23 protein-coding genes and 3 pseudogenes are annotated in these 21590 nt (G+C 28.5%); 1 reads left to right on the top strand and 25 read right to left on the bottom strand.

Annotation, left to right across the window (positions count from 1 at the left end; genetic code table 11):
- Positions 1-480: 480 nt before the first annotated feature.
- The 21 genes and pseudogenes from Q0649_RS01965 to Q0649_RS01880 all read right to left on the bottom strand — a co-directional run bounded on the left by Q0649_RS01965 (position 481) and on the right by Q0649_RS01880 (position 17024).
- A complete protein-coding gene (locus Q0649_RS01965; protein ID WP_298836689.1) occupies positions 481-744 on the bottom strand; it encodes a hypothetical protein in 264 nt (87 codons plus the stop codon).
- A gap of 16 nt (positions 745-760) precedes the next feature.
- On the bottom strand, positions 761-1336 hold the full coding sequence (locus tag Q0649_RS01960) for a recombinase family protein (protein WP_298836687.1): 576 nt from the start codon (positions 1334-1336) through the stop codon (positions 761-763).
- A 543-nt stretch (positions 1337-1879) separates the two neighbouring features.
- Positions 1880-2902: a virulence RhuM family protein gene (locus Q0649_RS01955; protein ID WP_298836685.1), complete on the bottom strand. Its 1023-nt coding sequence runs from the start codon at positions 2900-2902 to the stop codon at positions 1880-1882.
- 152 nt (positions 2903-3054) lie between these two features.
- Positions 3055-3249: a RhuM family protein gene (gene rhuM, locus Q0649_RS01950; protein ID WP_298836683.1), complete on the bottom strand. Its 195-nt coding sequence runs from the start codon at positions 3247-3249 to the stop codon at positions 3055-3057.
- Between the two features lie 231 nt (positions 3250-3480).
- A pseudogene (locus Q0649_RS01945) lies at positions 3481-3687 on the bottom strand (DUF255 domain-containing protein); the annotation flags it as partial.
- A gap of 988 nt (positions 3688-4675) precedes the next feature.
- Positions 4676-6049, bottom strand: coding sequence for a tetratricopeptide repeat protein (locus tag Q0649_RS01940; RefSeq protein WP_298836681.1), 1374 nt, complete (start codon positions 6047-6049; stop codon positions 4676-4678).
- A 26-nt stretch (positions 6050-6075) separates the two neighbouring features.
- Positions 6076-6648 carry a tetratricopeptide repeat protein gene (locus Q0649_RS01935; protein ID WP_298836679.1) on the bottom strand — a complete coding sequence of 191 codons (573 nt, stop codon included), beginning with the start codon at positions 6646-6648 and terminating at the stop codon, positions 6076-6078.
- A gap of 2 nt (positions 6649-6650) precedes the next feature.
- Positions 6651-8354 (bottom strand): Hsp70 family protein, encoded by a 1704-nt coding sequence (locus tag Q0649_RS01930; RefSeq protein ID WP_298836677.1) that lies wholly within the window; start codon positions 8352-8354, stop codon positions 6651-6653.
- Positions 8351-8968, bottom strand: a complete 618-nt coding sequence (locus Q0649_RS01925) for a nucleotide exchange factor GrpE (RefSeq protein ID WP_298836675.1) — start codon at positions 8966-8968, stop codon at positions 8351-8353. Before Q0649_RS01925 ends, Q0649_RS01930 begins: the two co-directional genes overlap by 4 nt.
- A 268-nt stretch (positions 8969-9236) precedes the next feature.
- Entirely contained in the window at positions 9237-9665 is a 429-nt protein-coding gene (locus Q0649_RS01920; protein WP_298836673.1) for a TOTE conflict system archaeo-eukaryotic primase domain-containing protein, read from the bottom strand.
- 477 nt (positions 9666-10142) lie between these two features.
- On the bottom strand, positions 10143-10820 hold the full coding sequence (locus Q0649_RS01915; RefSeq protein ID WP_298836691.1) for a DnaA ATPase domain-containing protein: 678 nt from the start codon (positions 10818-10820) through the stop codon (positions 10143-10145).
- Positions 10812-10961 (bottom strand): annotated as a pseudogene (locus Q0649_RS01910) (DnaA N-terminal domain-containing protein); the annotation flags it as partial. The pseudogene Q0649_RS01910 and the gene Q0649_RS01915, both read right to left, overlap by 9 nt.
- A 301-nt stretch (positions 10962-11262) precedes the next feature.
- Positions 11263-11568, bottom strand: coding sequence for a nucleotidyltransferase domain-containing protein (locus tag Q0649_RS01905; RefSeq protein WP_216290015.1), 306 nt, complete (start codon positions 11566-11568; stop codon positions 11263-11265).
- A 1-nt stretch (position 11569) separates the two neighbouring features.
- Positions 11570-11971, bottom strand: coding sequence for a nucleotidyltransferase substrate binding protein (locus Q0649_RS01900; protein WP_298836667.1), 402 nt, complete (start codon positions 11969-11971; stop codon positions 11570-11572).
- Between the two features lie 160 nt (positions 11972-12131).
- On the bottom strand, positions 12132-12611 hold the full coding sequence (locus tag Q0649_RS23000) for a phospholipase D-like domain-containing protein (RefSeq protein WP_367179337.1): 480 nt from the start codon (positions 12609-12611) through the stop codon (positions 12132-12134).
- Positions 12599-13126 carry a DEAD/DEAH box helicase gene (locus tag Q0649_RS22995; RefSeq protein WP_367179336.1) on the bottom strand — a complete coding sequence of 176 codons (528 nt, stop codon included), beginning with the start codon at positions 13124-13126 and terminating at the stop codon, positions 12599-12601. Before Q0649_RS22995 ends, Q0649_RS23000 begins: the two co-directional genes overlap by 13 nt.
- Positions 13127-13148: 22 nt before the next feature.
- Entirely contained in the window at positions 13149-14723 is a 1575-nt protein-coding gene (locus Q0649_RS22990) for a TOTE conflict system archaeo-eukaryotic primase domain-containing protein (RefSeq protein WP_367179335.1), read from the bottom strand.
- Positions 14724-15144: 421 nt separating this feature from the next.
- Positions 15145-15375 carry a type II toxin-antitoxin system MqsA family antitoxin gene (locus Q0649_RS01890; protein ID WP_298836665.1) on the bottom strand — a complete coding sequence of 77 codons (231 nt, stop codon included), beginning with the start codon at positions 15373-15375 and terminating at the stop codon, positions 15145-15147.
- A gap of 2 nt (positions 15376-15377) precedes the next feature.
- Positions 15378-15593: a DUF4258 domain-containing protein gene (locus Q0649_RS22985; RefSeq protein ID WP_367179338.1), complete on the bottom strand. Its 216-nt coding sequence runs from the start codon at positions 15591-15593 to the stop codon at positions 15378-15380.
- A gap of 224 nt (positions 15594-15817) precedes the next feature.
- Positions 15818-16024 (bottom strand): annotated as a pseudogene (locus Q0649_RS01885) (DUF255 domain-containing protein); the annotation flags it as partial.
- A 133-nt stretch (positions 16025-16157) separates the two neighbouring features.
- Positions 16158-17024 carry a polysaccharide deacetylase family protein gene (locus Q0649_RS01880; RefSeq protein ID WP_298836663.1) on the bottom strand — a complete coding sequence of 289 codons (867 nt, stop codon included), beginning with the start codon at positions 17022-17024 and terminating at the stop codon, positions 16158-16160.
- A 103-nt stretch (positions 17025-17127) separates the two neighbouring features.
- On the opposite strand from Q0649_RS01880, the gene ytaF reads away from it, so the two are divergent.
- Entirely contained in the window at positions 17128-17757 is a 630-nt protein-coding gene (ytaF, locus tag Q0649_RS01875) for a sporulation membrane protein YtaF (RefSeq protein ID WP_298836661.1), read from the top strand.
- 72 nt (positions 17758-17829) lie between these two features.
- On the opposite strand, the gene Q0649_RS01870 is transcribed toward ytaF, so the two are convergent.
- The 4 genes from Q0649_RS01870 to pyk all read right to left on the bottom strand — a co-directional run.
- Positions 17830-18315, bottom strand: coding sequence for a GNAT family N-acetyltransferase (locus Q0649_RS01870; protein ID WP_298836659.1), 486 nt, complete (start codon positions 18313-18315; stop codon positions 17830-17832).
- Positions 18287-19477 carry a metallophosphoesterase gene (locus Q0649_RS01865; RefSeq protein ID WP_298836657.1) on the bottom strand — a complete coding sequence of 397 codons (1191 nt, stop codon included), beginning with the start codon at positions 19475-19477 and terminating at the stop codon, positions 18287-18289. Before Q0649_RS01865 ends, Q0649_RS01870 begins: the two co-directional genes overlap by 29 nt.
- 30 nt (positions 19478-19507) lie before the next feature.
- A complete protein-coding gene (locus Q0649_RS01860; RefSeq protein ID WP_298836655.1) occupies positions 19508-20110 on the bottom strand; it encodes an HAD family phosphatase in 603 nt (200 codons plus the stop codon).
- A 125-nt stretch (positions 20111-20235) separates the two neighbouring features.
- Positions 20236-21590: pyruvate kinase (gene pyk / locus Q0649_RS01855; RefSeq protein ID WP_298836654.1), on the bottom strand; the 1355-nt coding region annotated here is incomplete at its 5' end.

The raw sequence follows: 21590 nt of genomic DNA, 5'->3' as shown, positions 1-21590 counted from the left end.
TATTAATAAAAAAGTAAAACATTCGAAATAAGTAGCATAAAAAATAAGAGAAATGACGTGAAAGTCTATTTTTCACGTCGTTTTTATTTTCTCATACTTATTATATTGAATGATTTTTAGAGTTACATTTTAATATTTTTGTACATATTTGTAACGTACATTTATTGTACATTTGATGTACATTTGTACAATTTTATATCACATTGCAATCGCATTGTTATCGCATTGCGATTATTTTGCGATTAACTAACTTATTTTTCATTGGTATATACCCACTAGTGGGTATGTATTAAACCACGAATTTCGTTGTTTTGATTAAATATACGCTCCATAAAATTAAGGAGCGTAGCCACTTTTGGCTACGCTTATTTAATAATAATATTGCTTATCATAATACTTAATACTTTTCGCCAACATGATGTCGAACACTTTTTCCCATATCTTGTTAAAATAACTTCGCCAAATAACTATTTGTGCCCCTTATTTTATATTTTCTATAACTTTTTTGTTATCCGCCATAATTATCGTGTTAATTTTTTCTAAATATTCTATTAAATCTTCCTGTTCTAATTCATCAATAATTAAAAGTTGATTATTGACATACTCTCTTTGCTCTTCTGATGTTATCTTGATTTCCTCTAAATATTTTCTTATTTTATCTTTTTTATATTTTATATTTGAAGTTTTCCATTTTAGTTCCGTTTCCTTATATGCTCTTTTAAATTCGTTTTTTTCTTCATTCATTTTTAACGCTCCTCTTCTAATTACTTTCTTCATATTGCTTTACTAATTTATAATATGTAGTTTTCTTTAGGCCTAATATTTTTATAACATCAATACCGCTTATATTCCCTTCATTCATCATTTTATAATATTTATTCCATAGTTTTGGATATTCAATAGCTTTACGTCCTTTGTATTTTCCTTTTTTTACTGCAATTTTTATACCTTCCATTTGTCTATCTTTTATGTATTCTCTTTCAAGTTGTGCCACCGCTCCAAACATAGTTAACACAAACATGCCTGTGTTTGTAGTGGTGTCTAGGGCTTCTTTTAAGCTCAAAAATTTAACACCCTTATTATTTAACTGTTCTACTAATTCAATTAAATCTTTAGTATTCCTGGCGAATCTGCTTATACTATCTACAATAAGTTTATCACCACTTTTTAATATTGCCATTAAATTTATTAACACTGGTCTATCTATCAAATTTTTACCGCTAACTTTTTCAATAAATACATTTTCTAATGGTATATTATATTCTTTAGCCTTAACTTCCTGTCTAATTGTATTTTGGTCTTTACTACTTACTCTAATATAAAAATATGTTTTCATAATATCTCCTCTTATTTTATTCATTTTATTATATAGTTCGTTTAAGGTTGATTTGTTAAGCGAACTATATATTATATATTCCATCAAGTTGTAGGGCCACTTTTAATATATTTATTTGATATTGTTTGTAATATACTCTATTTAGACTCCAAATGTAATATTTATTATAACTATGCTTTTGTTAAAATAAAAAAAGAACTCCTCAGTTCTTCTTATATGTATATATTATTAATGCAATGGATTTACTAAAACAATACTAATTATAGTAATTAAATTTTTCTATCTTTTTATATACTCTTAAAGATATGATATCCATTAGTAAAAGGAGACGATAGATATTAATCTTATTAATTTGTTATTTAATTCTATCTATTAAAGCATTGTACCTTATTTACAAACTAATTCACCAGACTATTATATATATTAAATAAAGAAAGACCCACAACTATTTAATTAGTTGTGGGTCTTTCTGGTGGAGGCGAACTGTACCTAACTATATCACTGTCCATTAAAAGAAGTAAATTATATAAATGATAAATAATTTTAACTAACTATCCCACCTTTTAAGTACTTTTCAAATTCTTTATCAAAATTTGATATATATAATCTATCTTGTTTTATTCTAAACTTATCATACTCCTCATAAGCTTTAGCTACAGCCATTTCATGGGATATCTTACCTGTATTTTCTAATATTTCTTGATCTGAAAAGGCTAAAAACTTATTAACATGAACAACCCAATCTTTCATGGTCATAATTTGATGATTTAAAGCTCTTAATTCTGAAAAATCTATAAATAAGGTAACAAGCCTATTAAGTTTATCTATTTCTTTTTGATTTAGATAATTCTTAGCAATTGTAGTATCACTTTTTAGAACTTTACCTTGTGGTGCGTTTTTCCATGTAGTTAGTCCCATATAAGGAATCTCACTATCTACCCTATTATAAATAATCTCAGCAGCTGTATTTCCAGTTGTTGCAAAATGCAATTTATTTTGCACTGTTCTATAAAATAACTTTGTTTCCTCTGAACTAGAACTATAATCACTACTACATTGTTCAAACACATCTGCCATCTTCTGATAAGCTCTGCGTTCAGATGCTCTAATCTCCCTAATACGTTCTAGTAACTCATCGAAATAGTCCTTACCAAAAGGTCTTCCGTTTTTCATCATTTCATCGTTCAAAACAAATCCTTTTAAAATATATTCCTTCAAAGTTTGTGTAGCCCAAATCCTAAACTGGGTAGCTTTCTTGGAATTTACACGGTAGCCCACAGCAATTATTGTGTCGAGGTTATAGAATTCGGTATTTCTTTTTACATCTCGTCCCCCTTCATTTTGAACTGTTTCCATAATGGAAACAGTTGATTCCTTATCAAGTTCTCCCGATTCATAGATGTTTTTAAGGTGTTTTGAAATAGCAGCTTTTTGAATATCAAATAGCTCTGCCATGGCCTTTTGAGTCAACCAAAAGTTTTCGTCTTCAAAGAACACATTAACTTTTATTTTACCCTCATCTGTTTGATAAAGGATAATCTTATTTTCCCTGTTGTTATTATTCAATAATTATTCACCCACCCGAATTATTAAAGATAATTTACTCATCTTTAATAATTTATTTATATATTACTATTTTACAACTAAATGCATTCTAATTTCACGAATTTCTTCAAGTAATGTTTCAAAATAATCTTCTCCTATAAATAAACTATTCTTTAATCTTTTTTATTTAAATCATAACCTTTCATTAAATACTTGCTCAAAACCTGAGTTGCCCAACGCCTAAATTGTGTAGCTTTAGTTGAATATATCCTATAACTAACAGATATAACAGCATCTAAATTATAATTCTTTGTACTATATTGTTTACCATCAGAAGCAGTTACCGAGAATACCACGACAACTTCCACATATAATATTAAGCTTCTTTGATATATCTAATTTTTTACCAAGCATTATAGCTATAATTATATAACAAACGTGATAAAAAAACATTTAACTTTTTAAAATACATTTTTCATCTTTGCTTAGACAATCCCACTATTCATTTTAAATATAAAAAAAGATACAGTAAATTATGTATCTTTAAAACTTGTATATTCTTTTTAATTTATAAAGAGCGAAGGAATTAATGCGTAATATCTTTTATTAACATGACACCAGTGGCAACAAGAATAACCGATACTTACGAATATAGGTTTGTCATCCTCTTTTGCTTTTGTAAAAGCCTCTTCACTCCATGGATACCACTCTACTGGATTATAAGCATGTTGAAGTAAATAAGGAGACTTTTCATTAATTAACCTATTAGATTTCCTATTTTGTTTAATAGTATCAGGTTTAGTCATAGCTATAACTCCCTTCAATATATGTATTAAAGTTATTATACCCAAGGTAGCTATTTTAAGTCCCTGAACATATAAATTTGCTTTATAAATCACAGATTCTTTAACATATAAATTACCTTTGATTTTTGTTTGAATACAATCATTTAATAATATTACTTACAACATAAATTTACACAAGTTACTTTCAAAATAAAAGAAATTAAATAATTTTTTAGAAATGTTTTATAGATGAAAATTTATTAAATATAAAAATAATTTTAATAAAAAATTACAAAAAAAATAGTAATAAATTGTATGATATAAATGTAGATTTACAAGAAGAAATTCTATACCACAGTGTGGTCATCCTGATTCTGATAAATTTATTTAGAACAAATGCTTTAATAAACCTCAAAAAAATTGATAGAAATACAGATATCCATTTAGTTTGTAAAACCACTGTTTTTAATTTATTGTCTATATATATAAATAAAAGATAAAAATCAAATAAATCATGATCAAATCGCTCGCCTTTGTTTAAATTACAGTTTATTGAACTTACAGTAAATTCAATGATGCATTCTTTTGCCAAACAAAAGAGATAAACGTTACTATTCAATAACACATTTATCCTCTTACTGTATTTATATGTATTAGAATTCCTCCTTTTATTTCAGATTTAACAACCTTTTCAATAATTAGTTTTGCTTAAAAATAAGGAGCTTAAAGAGTTTAAAATGTGAATGAACAATATTAACCTGCCTGTAAGTAAATTTACTAATAGTCTTTATCTTTGGACTTTAGTTTTAATAATTCTCCCATGTCCCCCCCCCCCTAATTAGATGTATCGCTCATACTTCGCACATGTTATTTCTACTATATCCATTATCCAAGTTAGAGTATTAGTCATAAAAAACTCCCTAGATTTGATTTATACAGATTTAAGGAGATTCTCGTTCACTATACATTTCATTTACTTGTGATGAAAGTTCTAAAACTTACTTTATGATTATTTCCCACAACATTTCTTATATTTCTTGCCACTTCCACAGGGGCAAGGATCATTTCTACCAATTTTAGGTTCTTCTCTTACAATAGGCTCCTGTGGTTCATAATCTCCCCTGCCATCTTCATCATACTCTTCATCTTCATCTTCCTCATCAAAAAATTTCTCTAGTATAGGCCCATATTTAGGCAACTGTTTTTTATATTCATCTTGCATCTTTTTTCTTTCAATGTTACTAGTTAACTTATTAAAGAACTCTGACTCTAAAGCGTATAACTTTGGATAATCCTTTTCTAATTTTTTTATAGAGGTTTTATAATTATCATAATAATCTAAAACCATAGACTTCTGAAAATAAGCCATTGCTTCTTTTTCTTCTTCATCGTACATTCCTAACATGTTATTCGTAAGTACCTCAAAAGCAATTATAGCAGCAACCTCATGTTTTATTTTTTTGTTTTTTTCAAGTTTTTGAAATTCATCTGTGTAACTTGTATAGTTCACAATTTCTTTTTCAGTTTTTAATATTTCTTTATCTTTAGGTAAAATTTCCGCTGCCTTCTCTATTAGTTTTCTAGCATCTTCTTCTCTTCCCATTTGCATTAAATAATCTGCTATATGAGACAATGTCCATGCCACATTATCTTTTACTTCATCATTATTTATTGCTAGCTCTGCTAACTTATCTAAAGATTTATGTATTAAAAAAAACATTCCAAAGTTTATATCAATCATAATTAATTTTATATATATTGTTGTACTTGTATCTATATCCTTAACTATACCCAAAGCCTTCTCTAAAACATTTCTGGCATCATGATATTCATTATTTATTACATGGGCTCCACTTAAACCAAGCCACAAGGAAATGTTGTCACTATCAAGTCCTATTGCCCTATCGTATGCTATAATAGCCTTTTTCTGCCACCCTCTATTTAAATAAGCATTAGCCAAATACCCTGCAAAGGCTGCATTCTTTGGTTCAACTGAAGTTAATTCTTCATACACTTTCAGAGCTTTTCCACTATTATTATTTTTTAAATAAGCCTCTCCTAGCAATGCTTTTACTATAAGCATATTTGAGTCCGCTTTCGCCATCTTTTCAAGAATCTTAATTGCTTTGTTTAAGTCTCCTTCTTCAAGATACGTTCTTGCTAAAGAATACTCCTCCTTCATAATAGAACCTAGATTATTTATTGAATCGTACTGTTTCCTTGTTTCTTCGTTACTTAAAGTTTCATAAGCTTCTCTAATTCTCATAAATTCTGCTTCAAATCTGTCTGGTGGATATTTTCTTACAAGCTTAAAATATGCTCTTTTTATATCTTCCTTTGAATCTTTTGAAGTTACCTCTAATATATCATAATAATCTTTCATTTATATCACCTTTTTTCATATATTCTTTAGGATATTTTTAATATTTTTCTCATTAAATAGTTAAAAGTTATTTTTTCTCCTTGTCCATCATTGCTGCTAATTATATATTTTAATGCATCTTGATTTTCCACATCAATAAGCAACGCCTGCTTCCATAATGATACAGCTACTCCCTTTTTACCTAACTTAAACATGCAAAGACCTTTTAAATTTATAAAAGGGATTATGTTACAATTCATATAAGGTTCCTTTTTTAAGAACTTTTCTGACCTTTTAAAATCCCCATCATTTGCACACAAAAGAGCCTTGTTATATAGGTCACAAAGCAATATAAATTCATTTTTCTTAAAACTTTCAATATAATGATATGCTCTGTTTTCCTCTTTTGGATTTAAATAAATACTTTTATTCCATAAGCCTTCAGCTTTTTTAAAATTTCCTAAAGTATATAAACATAGTCCAAGTAAGTTCAAAGCTTCCCAGTTTTCGTTACTAATATCAAAAGCCTTTTGAAAATTAATTTTTGCAGAGAATAACCTATTTTGATACAAATTCTTTAAGCCTTCCTCTAGGTATATATTTGATAACTTCTCAAGCATTATTACGCCTCCAGCTCATACATCCAATCAGTAAGTTCCTCATCAATTTCCGCCGCTAATTCACTATCGCCCTGGATTATAGCTCTTTTAAGTTTCCTTAATAGGCCATCCATTTCAAGACTGTCTTTATCCTCATTGTTACACATATACTTTTCAACTTTTTTAATAAGTCTACGATATTTTCTTGAGCCTTGAGCTTCGTCCCAAGCATCAACATCTATCTCTTTGTCCATTTCAACTCCAGTAGTCTCAATAGTAATATTTGCATTCTTTCCTGTACTTAAGACAGCTGCTTCCACTTGAAGAATACCATTTACATCATAAGAAAATCTAACTTTAATTCTTTCCTCCCCTGCTCTAGCCTCCGGGATATCAGAAAGTTTAAAATTACCAAGAAAGTTATTCATAGATGCCTTTTTATAATCTCCTTGATATATCTTTATATCTACCTCCGTCTGACCATCTTCTGCTGTATAATACACATGCTCCTTTGCCACAGGTATAGTTGTATTTCTATTTATAAGTATGCTATAACCATCAGGAATAGGCATTCCATTAAAGTCATCTAATATCTCAACTCCAAGGGTATAAGGACAAACGTCTGTAATGAGTATCTCCGTCTGCGCTGAAAGTTCATCACTTAGTATAGCACTTTGAATTGCCGCTCCCATAACTACTGCAAGATCAGGGTCCACAACAGAACTTGTTTGTTTGTTAAATACTCTTTCCAAAAATTTCTTTACTAAAGGTATTCTAGTGGAGCCTCCAACTAAAAGTATTGTATCAATTTCATCTTCCTTTAGCTCGGAATCCTTTAATACTATATCAATTTGTGACTTAGTAGACTCTACAAACACCTCAATCATCCTCTCAAAGTCATCTCTTGTTATTATGCTCTCTATTGCAAGTGGTTCATTTCCTTTGCCTGCAATAAATGGCAATACAATTTTATATTCCTTTAAACTACTTAATTTCACCTTGCAGGTTTCTGCAGCTTCTTTAAGTCTAACCATTGCTTTTATATCCTTAGACAAATCAATATCATATTTTTCATTAAAGTCATTAACCAAATAGTTTATCAGCTTATCATCAAAGTCTTTTCCTCCTAGCTTGTTGTTCCCACTGCTAGCTTTTACTTCAAGAACACCCTCAAACATCTCAAGAAGTGTCACATCCAATGTTCCACCACCCAAATCATAAACCAGTAGGTGTTCATTCTTTTCTAAACGTTCAATTCCATAAGTTAGCGCGGCGGCAGTAGGCTCATTTATTATTCTCTCAACTTTAAAACCTGCTAATTTGCCAGCTTCTACTGTAGCTCTTCTTTGCTTTTCAGTAAAATATGCAGGAACTGTTATTACTGCTCTTTCTACTTTTTCTCCTAGGTGATTTTCTGCACATTTTTTCAAGTATCCTAAAATATATGAAGATATTTCTTCTGGTCTATATTCTTTGCCATTCATTTCCACAGCTTTTCCTGAACCCATGAGCCTTTTTACTTCCATTACAGTGCTTTCAGGTCTTATAATTAACTGATCTTTTGCCTCTTTTCCTACAACTAATTCGTTAGCTATAGAGATTCCTACCACTGAAGGGGTAATTAGGTCTCCAGATAAATTTTTTATTACTATTGCCTTTCCATCTTCAAATACTGCGATCTCAGAAGTAGAGGTTCCTAAATCAATTCCTACTATTTTGCTTTTCATTCTTTAAAATCATTCCCTTCATCCTTAGATTTTTTGTTTATCACAATTTCTGCTTTTCTTAAAACATTTCCTTTATAAATATAACCTTTTTTGACAACCTGTAAAATTACATTTTCAGGCTTATCGGGGTGCCACTCTACTGCTATAGGTTGATGAACGCTCAAAGCAAACTCTCCGTCCTCTATACCTATAACTGTAATTGAATTTTGGGCCAACTTTTCCCCTATTTGCTGCGAAACAAGTTTAAACTGATCTTTTAAATTCTCATTGTTGCTTTTTAAAGCATACCCATTTACATAATCAAAAATATCTGAAATACTTATAATTGTGTTAATCATTGATTTTATTTCATTATCTTTTATCTGTGCTTTCTCTCTAAGTTCCTTAACTATACCATAGGTTTCACTATTACTTTCATTGTTTTCTTCAAGTAAATCTAGAATCTCCTCTATACCACTCGCAGACTTATATTGTTCCTTACCAATCCTTTCAAAGGTCTTAGTAAACATATTTAACAAATAATTTAATTCATCATTACTTCCCTCCTTCTCCTTTAAATTAGTATCTAATTCTATAGCTTTATAATTTTTCAATTCTTCTTTAATATCTAACACATTTACACCTCTTAATTTATTTAAACATTATCCCTTCGTGCCTAACATTTATATAAAACTATTCTGACCCAAAATTCATAGGTTAAGTATTCAGATTCCATTTAGGAAATTACAATATATATATTATATCATGATATATGCTTTTGTAATATTCTCCATACACAAAGTTGCTTTAGCAAATGGAGAATGATTGGTTTATCTTTTGCTTCGCTAAAGCAAAACTCAGAAGTATGAAAATCAATTTCATCTGTTTGCATGGCATAAATGCCTAAATTTCTATTCCTCGTAGATGTCTGTTAATAGCATCTGCATCTAAATCTGTGTATTTTCTATTTTTACATGCTGAACATTTTATTTGAGGCTTGTCACAGATTCCTTTTACCCATTCATGTATACATACTGGAGAATATCCACTTTTACCTTGTTTATTCTGCGATACATCTTTTCTACCTTTAAATAATTCCATATATAGTTCTACTTTTTCTTGAGGCGAACTACTATTATTTACTTCTCCTAATTCATACTTTTGAATTGATATATTATCCTTTGTCTCACTTATTGCTTTATATTCATTATCCCAACAAATTTCTTTTGTTTGTAATTCTAATCGTTTTCTAAAATCCACATTTTCTATTTTCAATATATTGTTTTCCTCTAATAGCTTCATGTATTTATTATAAATCTCATTATAGTCCATATTTTTCCTCCTGGAGGAATTATTTAAAATATATTATCATATATATCAAAATTATTTTATTTGAATTATATAGTAATTCTAAAATACTTTCATTTTTATTTACATAATAAAGTGTCGATGCTCCAACCTTAATTTTTAAAATTTGTATCTTTTCTAAAAAAATATCCTATTATGGTATTATATATCATGAGGATAGTTATAATAAATTAATTATGTTAATGGCTTAAATTATCATTGTATAAAGTTACATACATTCGTGATAAAATTAAGATTCCATATTAAATAGAATTATTCATTTATGAAATTATGACTTCTATATGATACTTAATATTCTCTGTTTATCAATCTTTTTATCAACCATCTTACTATAAGATACTACCTTATTATAAGCACCTATAAGTTCCTTCACATTTGTATCAACATTTTCAGCTATAATTTTTATAGTATCATCAGCTATGAATAAAAGCTCCTCCTTGCTTATCCTACTTTTAGTATTTCAATTTTTGTATTTAATTCTGGTTTTATAAGTTGAAATGCCGCACTAACCTCAAATACAGATTCAAGCTTTTCTCCATTTATTATAATTTCGCGAGATGGTTTTGATGACCCTAATATTATTTGTTTTACCATAGCCAAAGCTGTATTTAAAATATTCTTAAATTCCTCCTGACTTTGCTCTTTTCCACTTATATTTTGGAGATCATCAAAAATTAGAACATCTGAGTTGCAAAATTTGCTAATAAATAAATCATTTGTGTCATTTGATATACCATTTATCATATTATTAATAAAATTATAAATGGTAATATTGATAACCTTTAGGAATTTACTATTTTCTACTGCATAATTGTTAATAGAATTTAATAAATGTGTTTTACCCATTCCTGCTTCACCATATATGTACAAAAGTTTCATATCCTCACCCGGAGATTTAGCAACTTCCAGAGCACTTTTATATGCCAATTCATTGTTTTTACCTACAACCATATTTTCAAATAAATATTTAGAATTAACTTTACATGGTATAAATTTATTCTTATTTGCAGTATCTATAGAATATATTTCACTTTTGTTCTCTAAAATTTTAATTACACTAATTTTAATCTTATATTTTCTACCTGTTACATTTAAAATAGCACTTTTAATGCCCTTCAAATATCTCTCTTTTACTATTGCTTTATGAAATTCAGATGATACTGCTAGCGTAATAGCTACTCCCTCTAATTTAATAACGCAGATAGGTTCTATCCAAGTATTGTATGAAACCTCATTCATTTGTACCTTTAGAACAAGCTTTACTTTTTCCCATTAATTGTACCTATTTGAATCGCTAGTTGCTGTAATCTGTTCACCTGTATAACCCCCGTTGCAACTAACTGTAATGGCATTGATACCTTTCTTAGCATGTAATTTCTTTTCTATTCAATTTTAAATTCTCCCCTTTATTTAGATATATAGTTCATACTTCGCACATGTCATTTCTACTATATCCATTATGAGAGTTAAAATGTCAGCTATAAAAAAACCTCCCTAAATTTGATTTATACAAATTTAAGAAGGTACTCACTCACTAAATATTTCATTTATTTAATTCATCTCATATTCTCTCGAATATAATTTTTCCTTCATCAACTATATGCTTTTTAAGATTGTCATTTGATATAATTTCATAATGAAGTATGTCAAAATAATAAGGTAAAGGCGAAGTTTCATTTAAATAATCATCTAGCTTAAAAATAACCTCACTTGTTATCTGCTCACCAAAAATAGCTATATCAACATCTGAGCCTTTCTTATAATTCCCCATCGATCTACTTCCAAATATAATAGCCTTTTCTATAGTTTCAAATTTTGATATTGCATCTTTAATATATTCAATATCTCTATCTATTAATCCAAACATACTATAATTCCTCCGATAATCGATCATGCATTTTTTTAAGTTCTGGAAAATATAGTTCCACTATTTCTTTTGACATTTTATCAGCTAACATTTCATCATAAGTATGTGTCGTCAGATTCCTGTTTGCTAATGCATCTATCCATACATGGCCATTATCTATTAACCCAATTTGAAAGGCTTGCTTAATTGCTTCTCTTGGGCTCTTTACAACATATCCTTCAACTTCTAAATAATCTTTTAATACCTTCCAGGCTAATTCAAAAGTCATTTCGAAAAATTGAATTATACCTGCTTTTTCTAGTTCTGAAGTTATTTGTTGTTTTGAATATTTTTCCATCAATTTATATGATTTATTAAAATTCTCGAATCTCTGTTTCCATCTAATATCCTTTAAGTTATCCATAAATACACCTCTTATCTATAGTATATATTAATATGCTATATATACAAGTTTAATATTTTGCCCAAGGCAACTACTTTAAGCCTCTAAATATAAGCAGCAATTATATAAGATTTATTAAAAACATTACATCTGAATTTTCTTATCAACCAACTTTTGTACTCTAAAATAGTTTTTGTTGCACCGCAGTTTCCAACTTTGGATTAACAATTTTATCCTCAATAGTATCCATTAGTTCATTTGCAATATTTAAGCTTGTAAGTCTCATGATATTTTCATCTTCACTTTTGTAACTTAAAAAATTAATATTTCCATACCAAACTGTTTTTTGATCAATTATAATAAATTTTTGATGAATATTGGATTTCAAAATTATATTTATTCCAGTTGTTCTTAAATAGTCATATGTATCCTTTAAATCAGCTTCTTCATCTTCTCTTACATCTGTTTCTGCAGAAGTAAATATATTAACAGTAATTCCATTTTTCGAAACATTAGCCAAAAGTTCTATGATATTAAAAAATTTTGTTTTAATTAAAAGAAATTGACTCACTATAACAACCTCATTTTTTGCTAACAAAATATCGTTACTAAATACGGTTAAAAAATTATCATTATTATATATTGAATTTATTGTCTCCAAAGGTGTGCTATCGGTACGCTTAAGAGCTTCTCAATTTGAGATCTTTTTTCCTTTTTTGACATTCCTCCAGTTAATGTAATAACATTATCTATTTTTTCTTTTAAAGCATCCGATAATAATTTAACATGTGCTGTTCTTTCAGTTAATACTATTGGATTTCTTCCCTCTTTAACACAATTAATAACGTCTTGGATAATCATCGCATTTCTTATTTCACTTGTGCTTATTTCAGAATAAATTTTTGTTATTGACCATTCTTTTTCATCTTGTAAAACTGGTTTCCTAAAAGACGTAAATCTTGGGATTACATAGTGCTCAAAAGGAAGTTTCTCCGTTTGCTTTAGCACGTTCACTTTATATCTAATTGGACCACATTGCATAAATATTATAGGTTGATGTCCATCCTTCCTTATTGGGGTCGCTGTTAATCCATAAACATATTTAGCTACTACATTTTTCAATATCTGTTCAAAGCTAAAAGCTGAAACATGATGACATTCATCAACTATAATCATCCCATAATCCTTTACTAGTTCTTTAACTTCCTCTTTTTTTAGTATGATCTATAGGTAAAACTTCATTTATAATTAGAAACTGTTTTAACTTTTCCTTCCATTGTTCTAACAACTGCTGAGTATGAACAATTATAAGTGTGTTTACTTTCCTTCCAGCTATTAATTTTGCTCCAATAACAGTTTTTCCAAATGCAGTAGTAGCGGACAATACTCCATTATCATATTTCAACATAGTATCAACCGCTACTATCTGTTCTTCCCTAAGCTTTCCGTTAAATTCAACACGAATTGGTTTACCTATGTAAGTTTTATCCTCCCAACTAAAATCAATTTTATTTTCTGTTAAAAAACTACAAAGGTCATCCTCGCAACCTCTTGGTACACATAAATATTCTACTGTTTCATCTGATAAAGAAATAATTCTTGGTTTGTCAAATGTAGATAACCTCATAGCCTGTGCTTTATAAAATTCAGGATTTTTAAATGCTGCCATTCTTTTAATAAAATCTAGTGCTTTATTAGAAAACCCTTCTTTACTTATGAAAATCATATTGGCTATCGTAATTTGAACAATATCTGGGAAATCAGCCTTACTGAATTTAAACTTTTCTTTATTTTTTTCCCAAGGCTTTATACTTTCCTCATCCGTTTCTTTTAAACCACCAAGTTCATTACCAACGCAAAACTCAGAAGTATAAAAATCAATTTCCTCTTTCGTTATTTTGCCTATGTTACTTAGAAAACTCCATTGATCCGTAAAAGGTTCTAAATTCTCATCAATAAAAATACTATTATTGTTTTTTCTAGCACTTTTCTGCATAGGTAATTCTATAGGATTTCCAAGTCCGCCTTTTGGCATAGTATCCTGATTAGGAAATAATCTGTCATATGAGTTGAATTTGATTTCATGCCTTTGCATCATCGCATAGGTTAGAAGTGATGTTCCAAACTTTCTAGCAGCTAATACTGTTATTCTTTCCATAAAAAAGAACCATATGTGTGCTCCATTTCCAGATCTTGAACGTTCAACTGCAAAAGGTATCCTTTTTTCATCACATATTTCTCTTAAAACACAAATATCTTTTTCCCACCCATCATCATCAAAATCAATTGCAAGAAAATAGCAAGTTTCATCTGTTTGCATAGCATAAATACCTAAAATTTCTATTCCTCGTAGGTGTCTATTAATAGCATCTGCATCTAAATCGGTGTATATTCTATTCTTACATGCTGAACATTTTATTTGAGGTTTATTACAGATTCCTTTTACCCATTGATTTGCACATACTGGCGAATATCCACTTTTGCCTTGTTTGTTCTGCCAACGTTTAGCATGTACATCTTTTTTACCTTTAAATAATGTCATATATAATTCTACTTTTTCTTGAGGCAAACTATTATTACTTACTTCACTAAGCTTATACTTTTGAATTGATATATCATTCTTTATCTCAACTATAGCTTTATATTCATTATCCATACAAATTTCTTTTGTTTGTAATTCTAAACGTTTTCTGAAATCCATATTTTCTATTCTCAATATCTGATTTTCCTCTAATAGCTTCAAGTATTTATTATAAAGCTCATTATAATCCATATTCTTACTCCTCCTAGAGAAACTATTTCAAATCTATTATTATATATATCAAAAATATTTTATTTGAATTGTATAGTAATTATAAAATGATTTTATTTTTATTTCCATAAGAGATTAAAATTTCTTTATTTACAGAGTAAAGTGTCGCTGCTCCAACCTTAACTTTTAAAATTTATATCTCATCTAAAATTATATCCTATTATAGTATTATATATCATGAGGATACTTATAATAAATTAATTATATTAATATATAAAATTTTCATTGTATAAATTTACATACTTTTAGGATAAAATTATAAAAATTTAAAACAGCTAATCAGAGTGAATATTTCACCTTAATTAGCTGTTAAAACTTTTTCTATTTCATTTTCAATCTCTATGTCTTTATTTAGGCAATCCAATCACTAAAAAGTTAACTTCTAAGCTGCTATTTCAGAATAATTAATAACAAATATTTCTGCTTTATTTTTTTTTGTATCTTCTATTATCTTTTCAAGCTTTAATGCTACATCATTTTCTAAATAATACTCACCACATTGTTTACAAATATTTGCTGGCACTCCTTTAATTATGATTATATGTCCATCAAAGTCTACAATATGATTAACAATACCTTTAATTAAATTAGATTTACATAAAATACAATTCATCCTTATTGCCTCCTTGTTTTTAAATCTTTATACCATTGATCTTTATCAGGATAATAAGTTGTTATCATCCATACATAATTTTGTCCTACTGCACATACTACATGAACTCCACTATGAGTATCAGTAAATCCTAAAATTAAACAACTTGGAAAGGGATAATCACTTTCATAGTATTCTATTATTTCACCATTATTTATGCAATCAATTACTTCCTTAATTTTAATTTTTCTTTATTGCATTCTTATAAGAATATGACCACGCCATTGAATTTTATCATTCTTAATTAATTCTTGTATCTTTTCTATACTAAAATCCATATTGTTTTAGCTCCTTTATATGTCTAATTATAGTATACCACATCTTAAAAAAGAGTCTCCACAATATATATATTTTTTACTTACTTTAAATATAAAATGTTAGAACGCGGAATTAATGCGTAATATCTTTTATGAACGTGACACCAATGACAACAAGAATAACCGATACTTAAGAATATAGGTTTGCCATCCTCTTTTGCTTTTGTAAAAGCTTCTTCATTCCATGGAAACCAATTTACTGGGGTATATGCATGTTGTAATAGGTATGGACTCTTTTCATTAATTAATCTGTTAGGTTTTCTACTTAATTTAACAATATCAGGCTTAATCATAACTTAACAACTCCTATAAATATACATTAACAATATTATACCCAACATAGATATTTTAAGTCCCAAAAATAAAGAAGCGACATATCCTTATTATTTCTTAATATGTTCCATAAATTTATATAATGATTGTCACTTATAATAGATTTAAAAATTGGTAATTGGGATTAGATATTTTATTATGAAATACTTTCAGGCTGTCAGATGTACCTACCCATACCCTATGCAATGAAAGCATACCATTATATTTAGAAGACCACCCACTTTTAGTGGTGAAAGCCATTTTATAACCAGTCTCTCGAACTGATTTAATTGCTTTTTGGTTATACCCACCATACGGGTATGCGAAGAAAATTATTTGTTTATCTAATGTTTTCTCTAGGTACTGCTTAGATTGAATTAGTGTTTTTAATTGTTTATTCTTAGAAATATTTTCTAATTTATCATGGTTTACGGTATGACTTTCTATATCTATACCGTATTTTTCCATTTCAAGAAGTTGTTTAGTTTGTAAAAAACGATGACTTTTATCTATTTCCCCGGTAATAACAAAAATTGTTGCTTTAAAGTTATATTTTTTTAGAACTGGTAACATAGCAGTATAATTGTCTTCATACCCGTCATCAAAAGTAAGCACTACGGATTTTCTAGGTATTGGAGTATTATTCATAAGATAATCATATAGATTTCTAAGTGTTATAGTATAATAACCATTATCATATAGATATTTCATTTGCTCCTTAAACTTTTTAATAGGCATACAAATGGGATCGCCTTTTACGTAGGAAATAGAATGATATTCTAAAACTGGAACACTCCTACCATAAGGTTTAATATCAGTGTTTTTTTTAAAATCAGGTGTTGAAGATGATTGAGCAGGTTTAGTCTCTATAGGAAATACAACTGATTTTTTCATTACAGTAGTTTTACCCCTTGAACATCCAACGATACAAAGCAGAAAAATAAAAATAAATATAAATATGAAAAATAATTTTTTCTTCATATAAACCTCCATATGTATTTATTTGTTAAATCTAAATTCAGTAACCTTTTAATCATTCATACAATACTATAATCTCAGGATATCTTTACTTTGGAGGGATTATATGAATATTTTAGCGATTTTCTTTTTTGCTATTGCCTCAAGCAGTGATGGTCTTATTGTAGGACTGAGTTACGGTGCTAAAAAAGTTAGAATAAATTTTATAAGTAACTTTATGATATCCTTTATTTCTGGTATAGGTACTTTTTTAGCAATGTCATTTGGAAGAAGCCTTTTACAATTAATGCCACTGAAATATTCAAATATACTAGGAAGTGGCATATTAATATTATTTGGCATATTTCTATTAGTAAATTGGCTTAGGAAAAATATTGGCAGCACTAAAAGTATAGAAAAAGCTAATAAAGATTCATCAGGGTATAAGCACTATGAAAACACACTTAGAAACCCAGAAATAATAGATACAAACGACTCAAAGACTATAGACTTTAAAGAAGCTATTATCCTAGGATTTGTTCTTTGTTTAAATAATATTGGACTCGGAATAGGAGCAAGTATTTCAGGGTTAAACATTTTTATGACATCTATATTCTCTTTGATTTTAAGCCTTATATTTATACCAATAGGGTATTACATTGGTGAAAAGGTAATTTCTGATACACTATCAAAATATTCCGAAATAATTTCAATATGTATTATTTTAATCCTTGGGCTATATGAACTATTTGTATAAAGTCAGATTATTACTATAAATTTAACCTTACATTTTATAAGTTTATGATTTAGGTATATGAATTATAAACACCTACAATCCCATTTTCATAAAGCCCACTGTGAAAGGTAGATGTTTATACTTTCTTGTACCTGTATGTATAAATCCTAAACTACTGTACCAATTCCTTAATTTAGTACTTTCTTCAATTAATCCAATAGTCATTTTATTACTTCCCATTTCTCTTACTTTATCCATTGCAAAAGCAATCATTTCCCTACCATAACCTTTATGACGATATTTTACTAATACAGCAAGATTCTTCAGTTCGAAACTACCACCATTATTCTTGCTAAGTGAAAAATAACCTACAATGATACCATTGTCCAGATACGCAAACATTAGTCGGCCTGCATCATACTGCTTATATAATTGTTCAATTTCCATAAAGCTTGCATTCCCTATACAATTCTCTTTTGTAAGATTAAATTCTTGAGCTACCGTTTCAAAACTTTTTCTTATTACCTGTACACATAATTTTATCTCATCTCTATCTATTTGCCTTATTATTTTTATCACTTCCAAACAAATTAATGTTTATTTCAACTATTTCAGACCGGCTTCCTATCCTAATTGGAGGACCCCATGTACCATAACCCGAAGATACAATAAAGTTAGAATTGTTTTTTTGAAGATAACCATAGTCTAATTCAAATATTGCATTTGTTATAAGATTTGCTGGAAATAACTGTCCTCGATGTGTATGTCCAGATACCTGTAAATCAATCCCCTGCTTTTGCGTATCATCAAAATTTCTTGGCTGATGATCCATTAATATAAGAGGCCTTGATTTATCTAAATCTTTTATTATGTCTGATAATTCTTTTCTTTTAACTTTCGTCTGAGATTCCTGAGATATATCATCACGACCTATAACATAAAAACTATTATTTATTAAGATTGCTTTATCTCTGAGTACATTTATTCCTGAATCATTAAAAGTTTTTACAACATCATCAATCTTGCGACCCATTTCATCATGGTTTCCAAGACAAGCATAAACTCCATACTTGCTTTTAATCCTTTTAAAGTTAACACTCATATTTTGTTTTACAAAAGGTTCAATGCTACTATCAATTATATCTCCAGGTATTAGCACAATATCTGGATTCAATTCATTTATTTTATTGACCATTATGGTAAGTCTTCTATTATCTACTTCATATCCAAGATGAATATCAGAAACCATAATAATTTTAAGTGACTTTAAATTCTCAGGTGCTTTATTTACATTCAAATCATACTTAGTTACTTTTGGGCTTCGAGCACTCCAAGTACCATATGCCATTAAACCGGCTAAAAGCACAATTACCACCATAGCTATTATTATTGACAAATTAGAAGTTTCATTTATATTCCTTGGAATAAATTGGAGTTTACTATTCAAAAATCTTATTAGATCAATAATCGGCAATACTAAAATAAGATAAAAAATTATTGCCATCCAATATGACCCTACAATATTTAACGTATTTAAAACTACAGACGGTATATAAGAAGACAATAACATACTCATGATATAAGCCGATGAGATTAATGCAATTACTATCCAATATACCTTGTTATTTAAAAATGAAATATGACTTCCTAAGTTTTGCCATCCCCTTAGCCCTATATAATAATTTATCCCTCCATATAAAAAAAGAAATAGCGCAATACCTAATAACATTAATTTATTCATTATACACCTCTTGTTACTATATTTAAAATACTATAATATATTATATTTTATCAATTTTTTTCTCAAATCTTCCGAATTTATATAAAGTATACCTTTAAATTTCAATTTTCTAGCACCTTCAATATTTTCAATTGTATCATCTATAAAAATTGATTCTTCTGGCTTAATTTTATATCTTTTTATTAATTTATTATAAATTTCTTTATCAGGTTTTATAAGTTTTTCCTTATATGAAAGAATACCACCATCAAAATCCTTAAAAAATTCATATCGCTTAGTAACATCTTCGTATGCTAGCAAATGAAAATTAGATAAGAAATAAAGTCTATATCCATTATATTTTAGCTCTTTTAAAACTTCCACAGTGCCTTCAATCGGTGTAAGTAATTGATACCAATTGTGCATTATAAGTTTTATTAACTCACTATTTTCTACGTTTCTATGACATATATCATTTACTGCATCTTCCTGTGTAATTATACCCCTATCAAGCATAATCCATTCTTTACTAGTGAATATTTCTTCATAAACATCCTGAACTTTTACTTTATCAGAAATTAGTTTTTGAATATACACTAATGGATTAAAATCTAATAATACCTTTCCTAAATCAAATACAATATTTTTAATCATATTTTTATAACCCCTTTTATATGCATCTTAATATATACATTATACCTCACAATAAAAAGGTCTAGCAATTATGCTAGGCCCTAAATATTTAATAAATATACTATTACTATTAATCTGTTTTGTATTTAAACTTGTTGTATTTTCATCATATTTGTAGTACCAGGCTCACCAACAGGTATTCCTGCTGCAATTATGACAATATCACCTTTTTTTATATATCCTGCAGCTAAAGATTTTCCTACTGCATCTGCCATTAATTCATCTGTGGAAGTTAACTTAATTGAAAGTATACTTTGTACTCCAAAATTAATAGCTAAACCTCTTGCAACTTGCTTACTAGGTGTTACAGCAATAACTGGGCATCTTGGTCTATATTTTGATACCATTCTAGCAGTATAACCACTTTGAGTTGCTGTTAGTATTGCAGATACATTTAATTTATCTGCTGTAGTACACGTAGCAAGACTTATAGCATCTGATATATTATCTAAAGGTTCATAAATTTTCTTAATTAAAGCATCTCTAAAATCAATATTTGACTCTGCTTCAATTGCAATCTTCGCCATTGTTAAAGCAGCTTCAAGTGGATATTTTCCATTAGCACTTTCACCACTAAGCATTATTGCATCAGTACCATCGAAAATAGCATTTGTTATATCTGAAGCTTCAGCTCTAGTAGGTCTTGGATTTCTAATCATAGAATCTAACATCTGAGTTGCAGTTATAACAGGCTTACCAGACTTATTACATTTATGTATTATCATTTTTTGAATTATTGGAACTTTTTCAATAGGTAATTCAACCCCCATATCTCCTCTAGCAACCATAATACCATCAGAAGCCTCTATTATAGCATCTATGTTGTCAACGCCTTCTTGAGTTTCAATTTTCGATATTATTTGAATATGTTCTCCGCCATTTGCATTAAGTATATTTCTAACATCTATTACATCGCTAGCTTTTCTAATAAAAGAAGCTGCTACGATATCAACACCTTGTTCACATCCAAATATTAAATCTAATTTATCTTTGTCAGTTACTGCAGGAAGACCAATAGATATGTTAGGAACATTTATTCCCTTATGATTTCCTATAAAACCAGAATTTAATGCTGTACAATTTATTTCAGTTCCTTCTATTGAATCAATCTTAAATTCAATAAGACCATCATCCACAAGAAGTCTACCATTTACTTTAAGGTCATGGCAGAGTTCTTTATAAGAAACAGAACATCTCTCTTTATTACCAAGTATCTCTTTACCACAACTAAAGACAAATTTTTGTCCTTTGTCAAGTTCAACAGTATCTCCTATAAAATTGTGGGTTCTAATCTTAGGTCCTTTTATATCAAGCATTATCGCTATCGATTTATTAAGTTCTTCCCTTAGTTCTTTTATAATATCCATTTTTATTTTGTGGTCAGCATGTGTACCATGTGAAAAATTAAGTCTAGTAACATTCATTCCTATTTCCATAAGTT

Origin of the sequence: uncultured Clostridium sp. (assembly GCF_937920395.1) — a bacterium.
GTDB lineage: Bacteria > Bacillota > Clostridia > Clostridiales > Clostridiaceae > Clostridium_AD.
The sequence above is the reverse complement of the archived record's forward strand: the minus strand, read 5'-3'. Positions and strand labels throughout refer to the sequence as shown.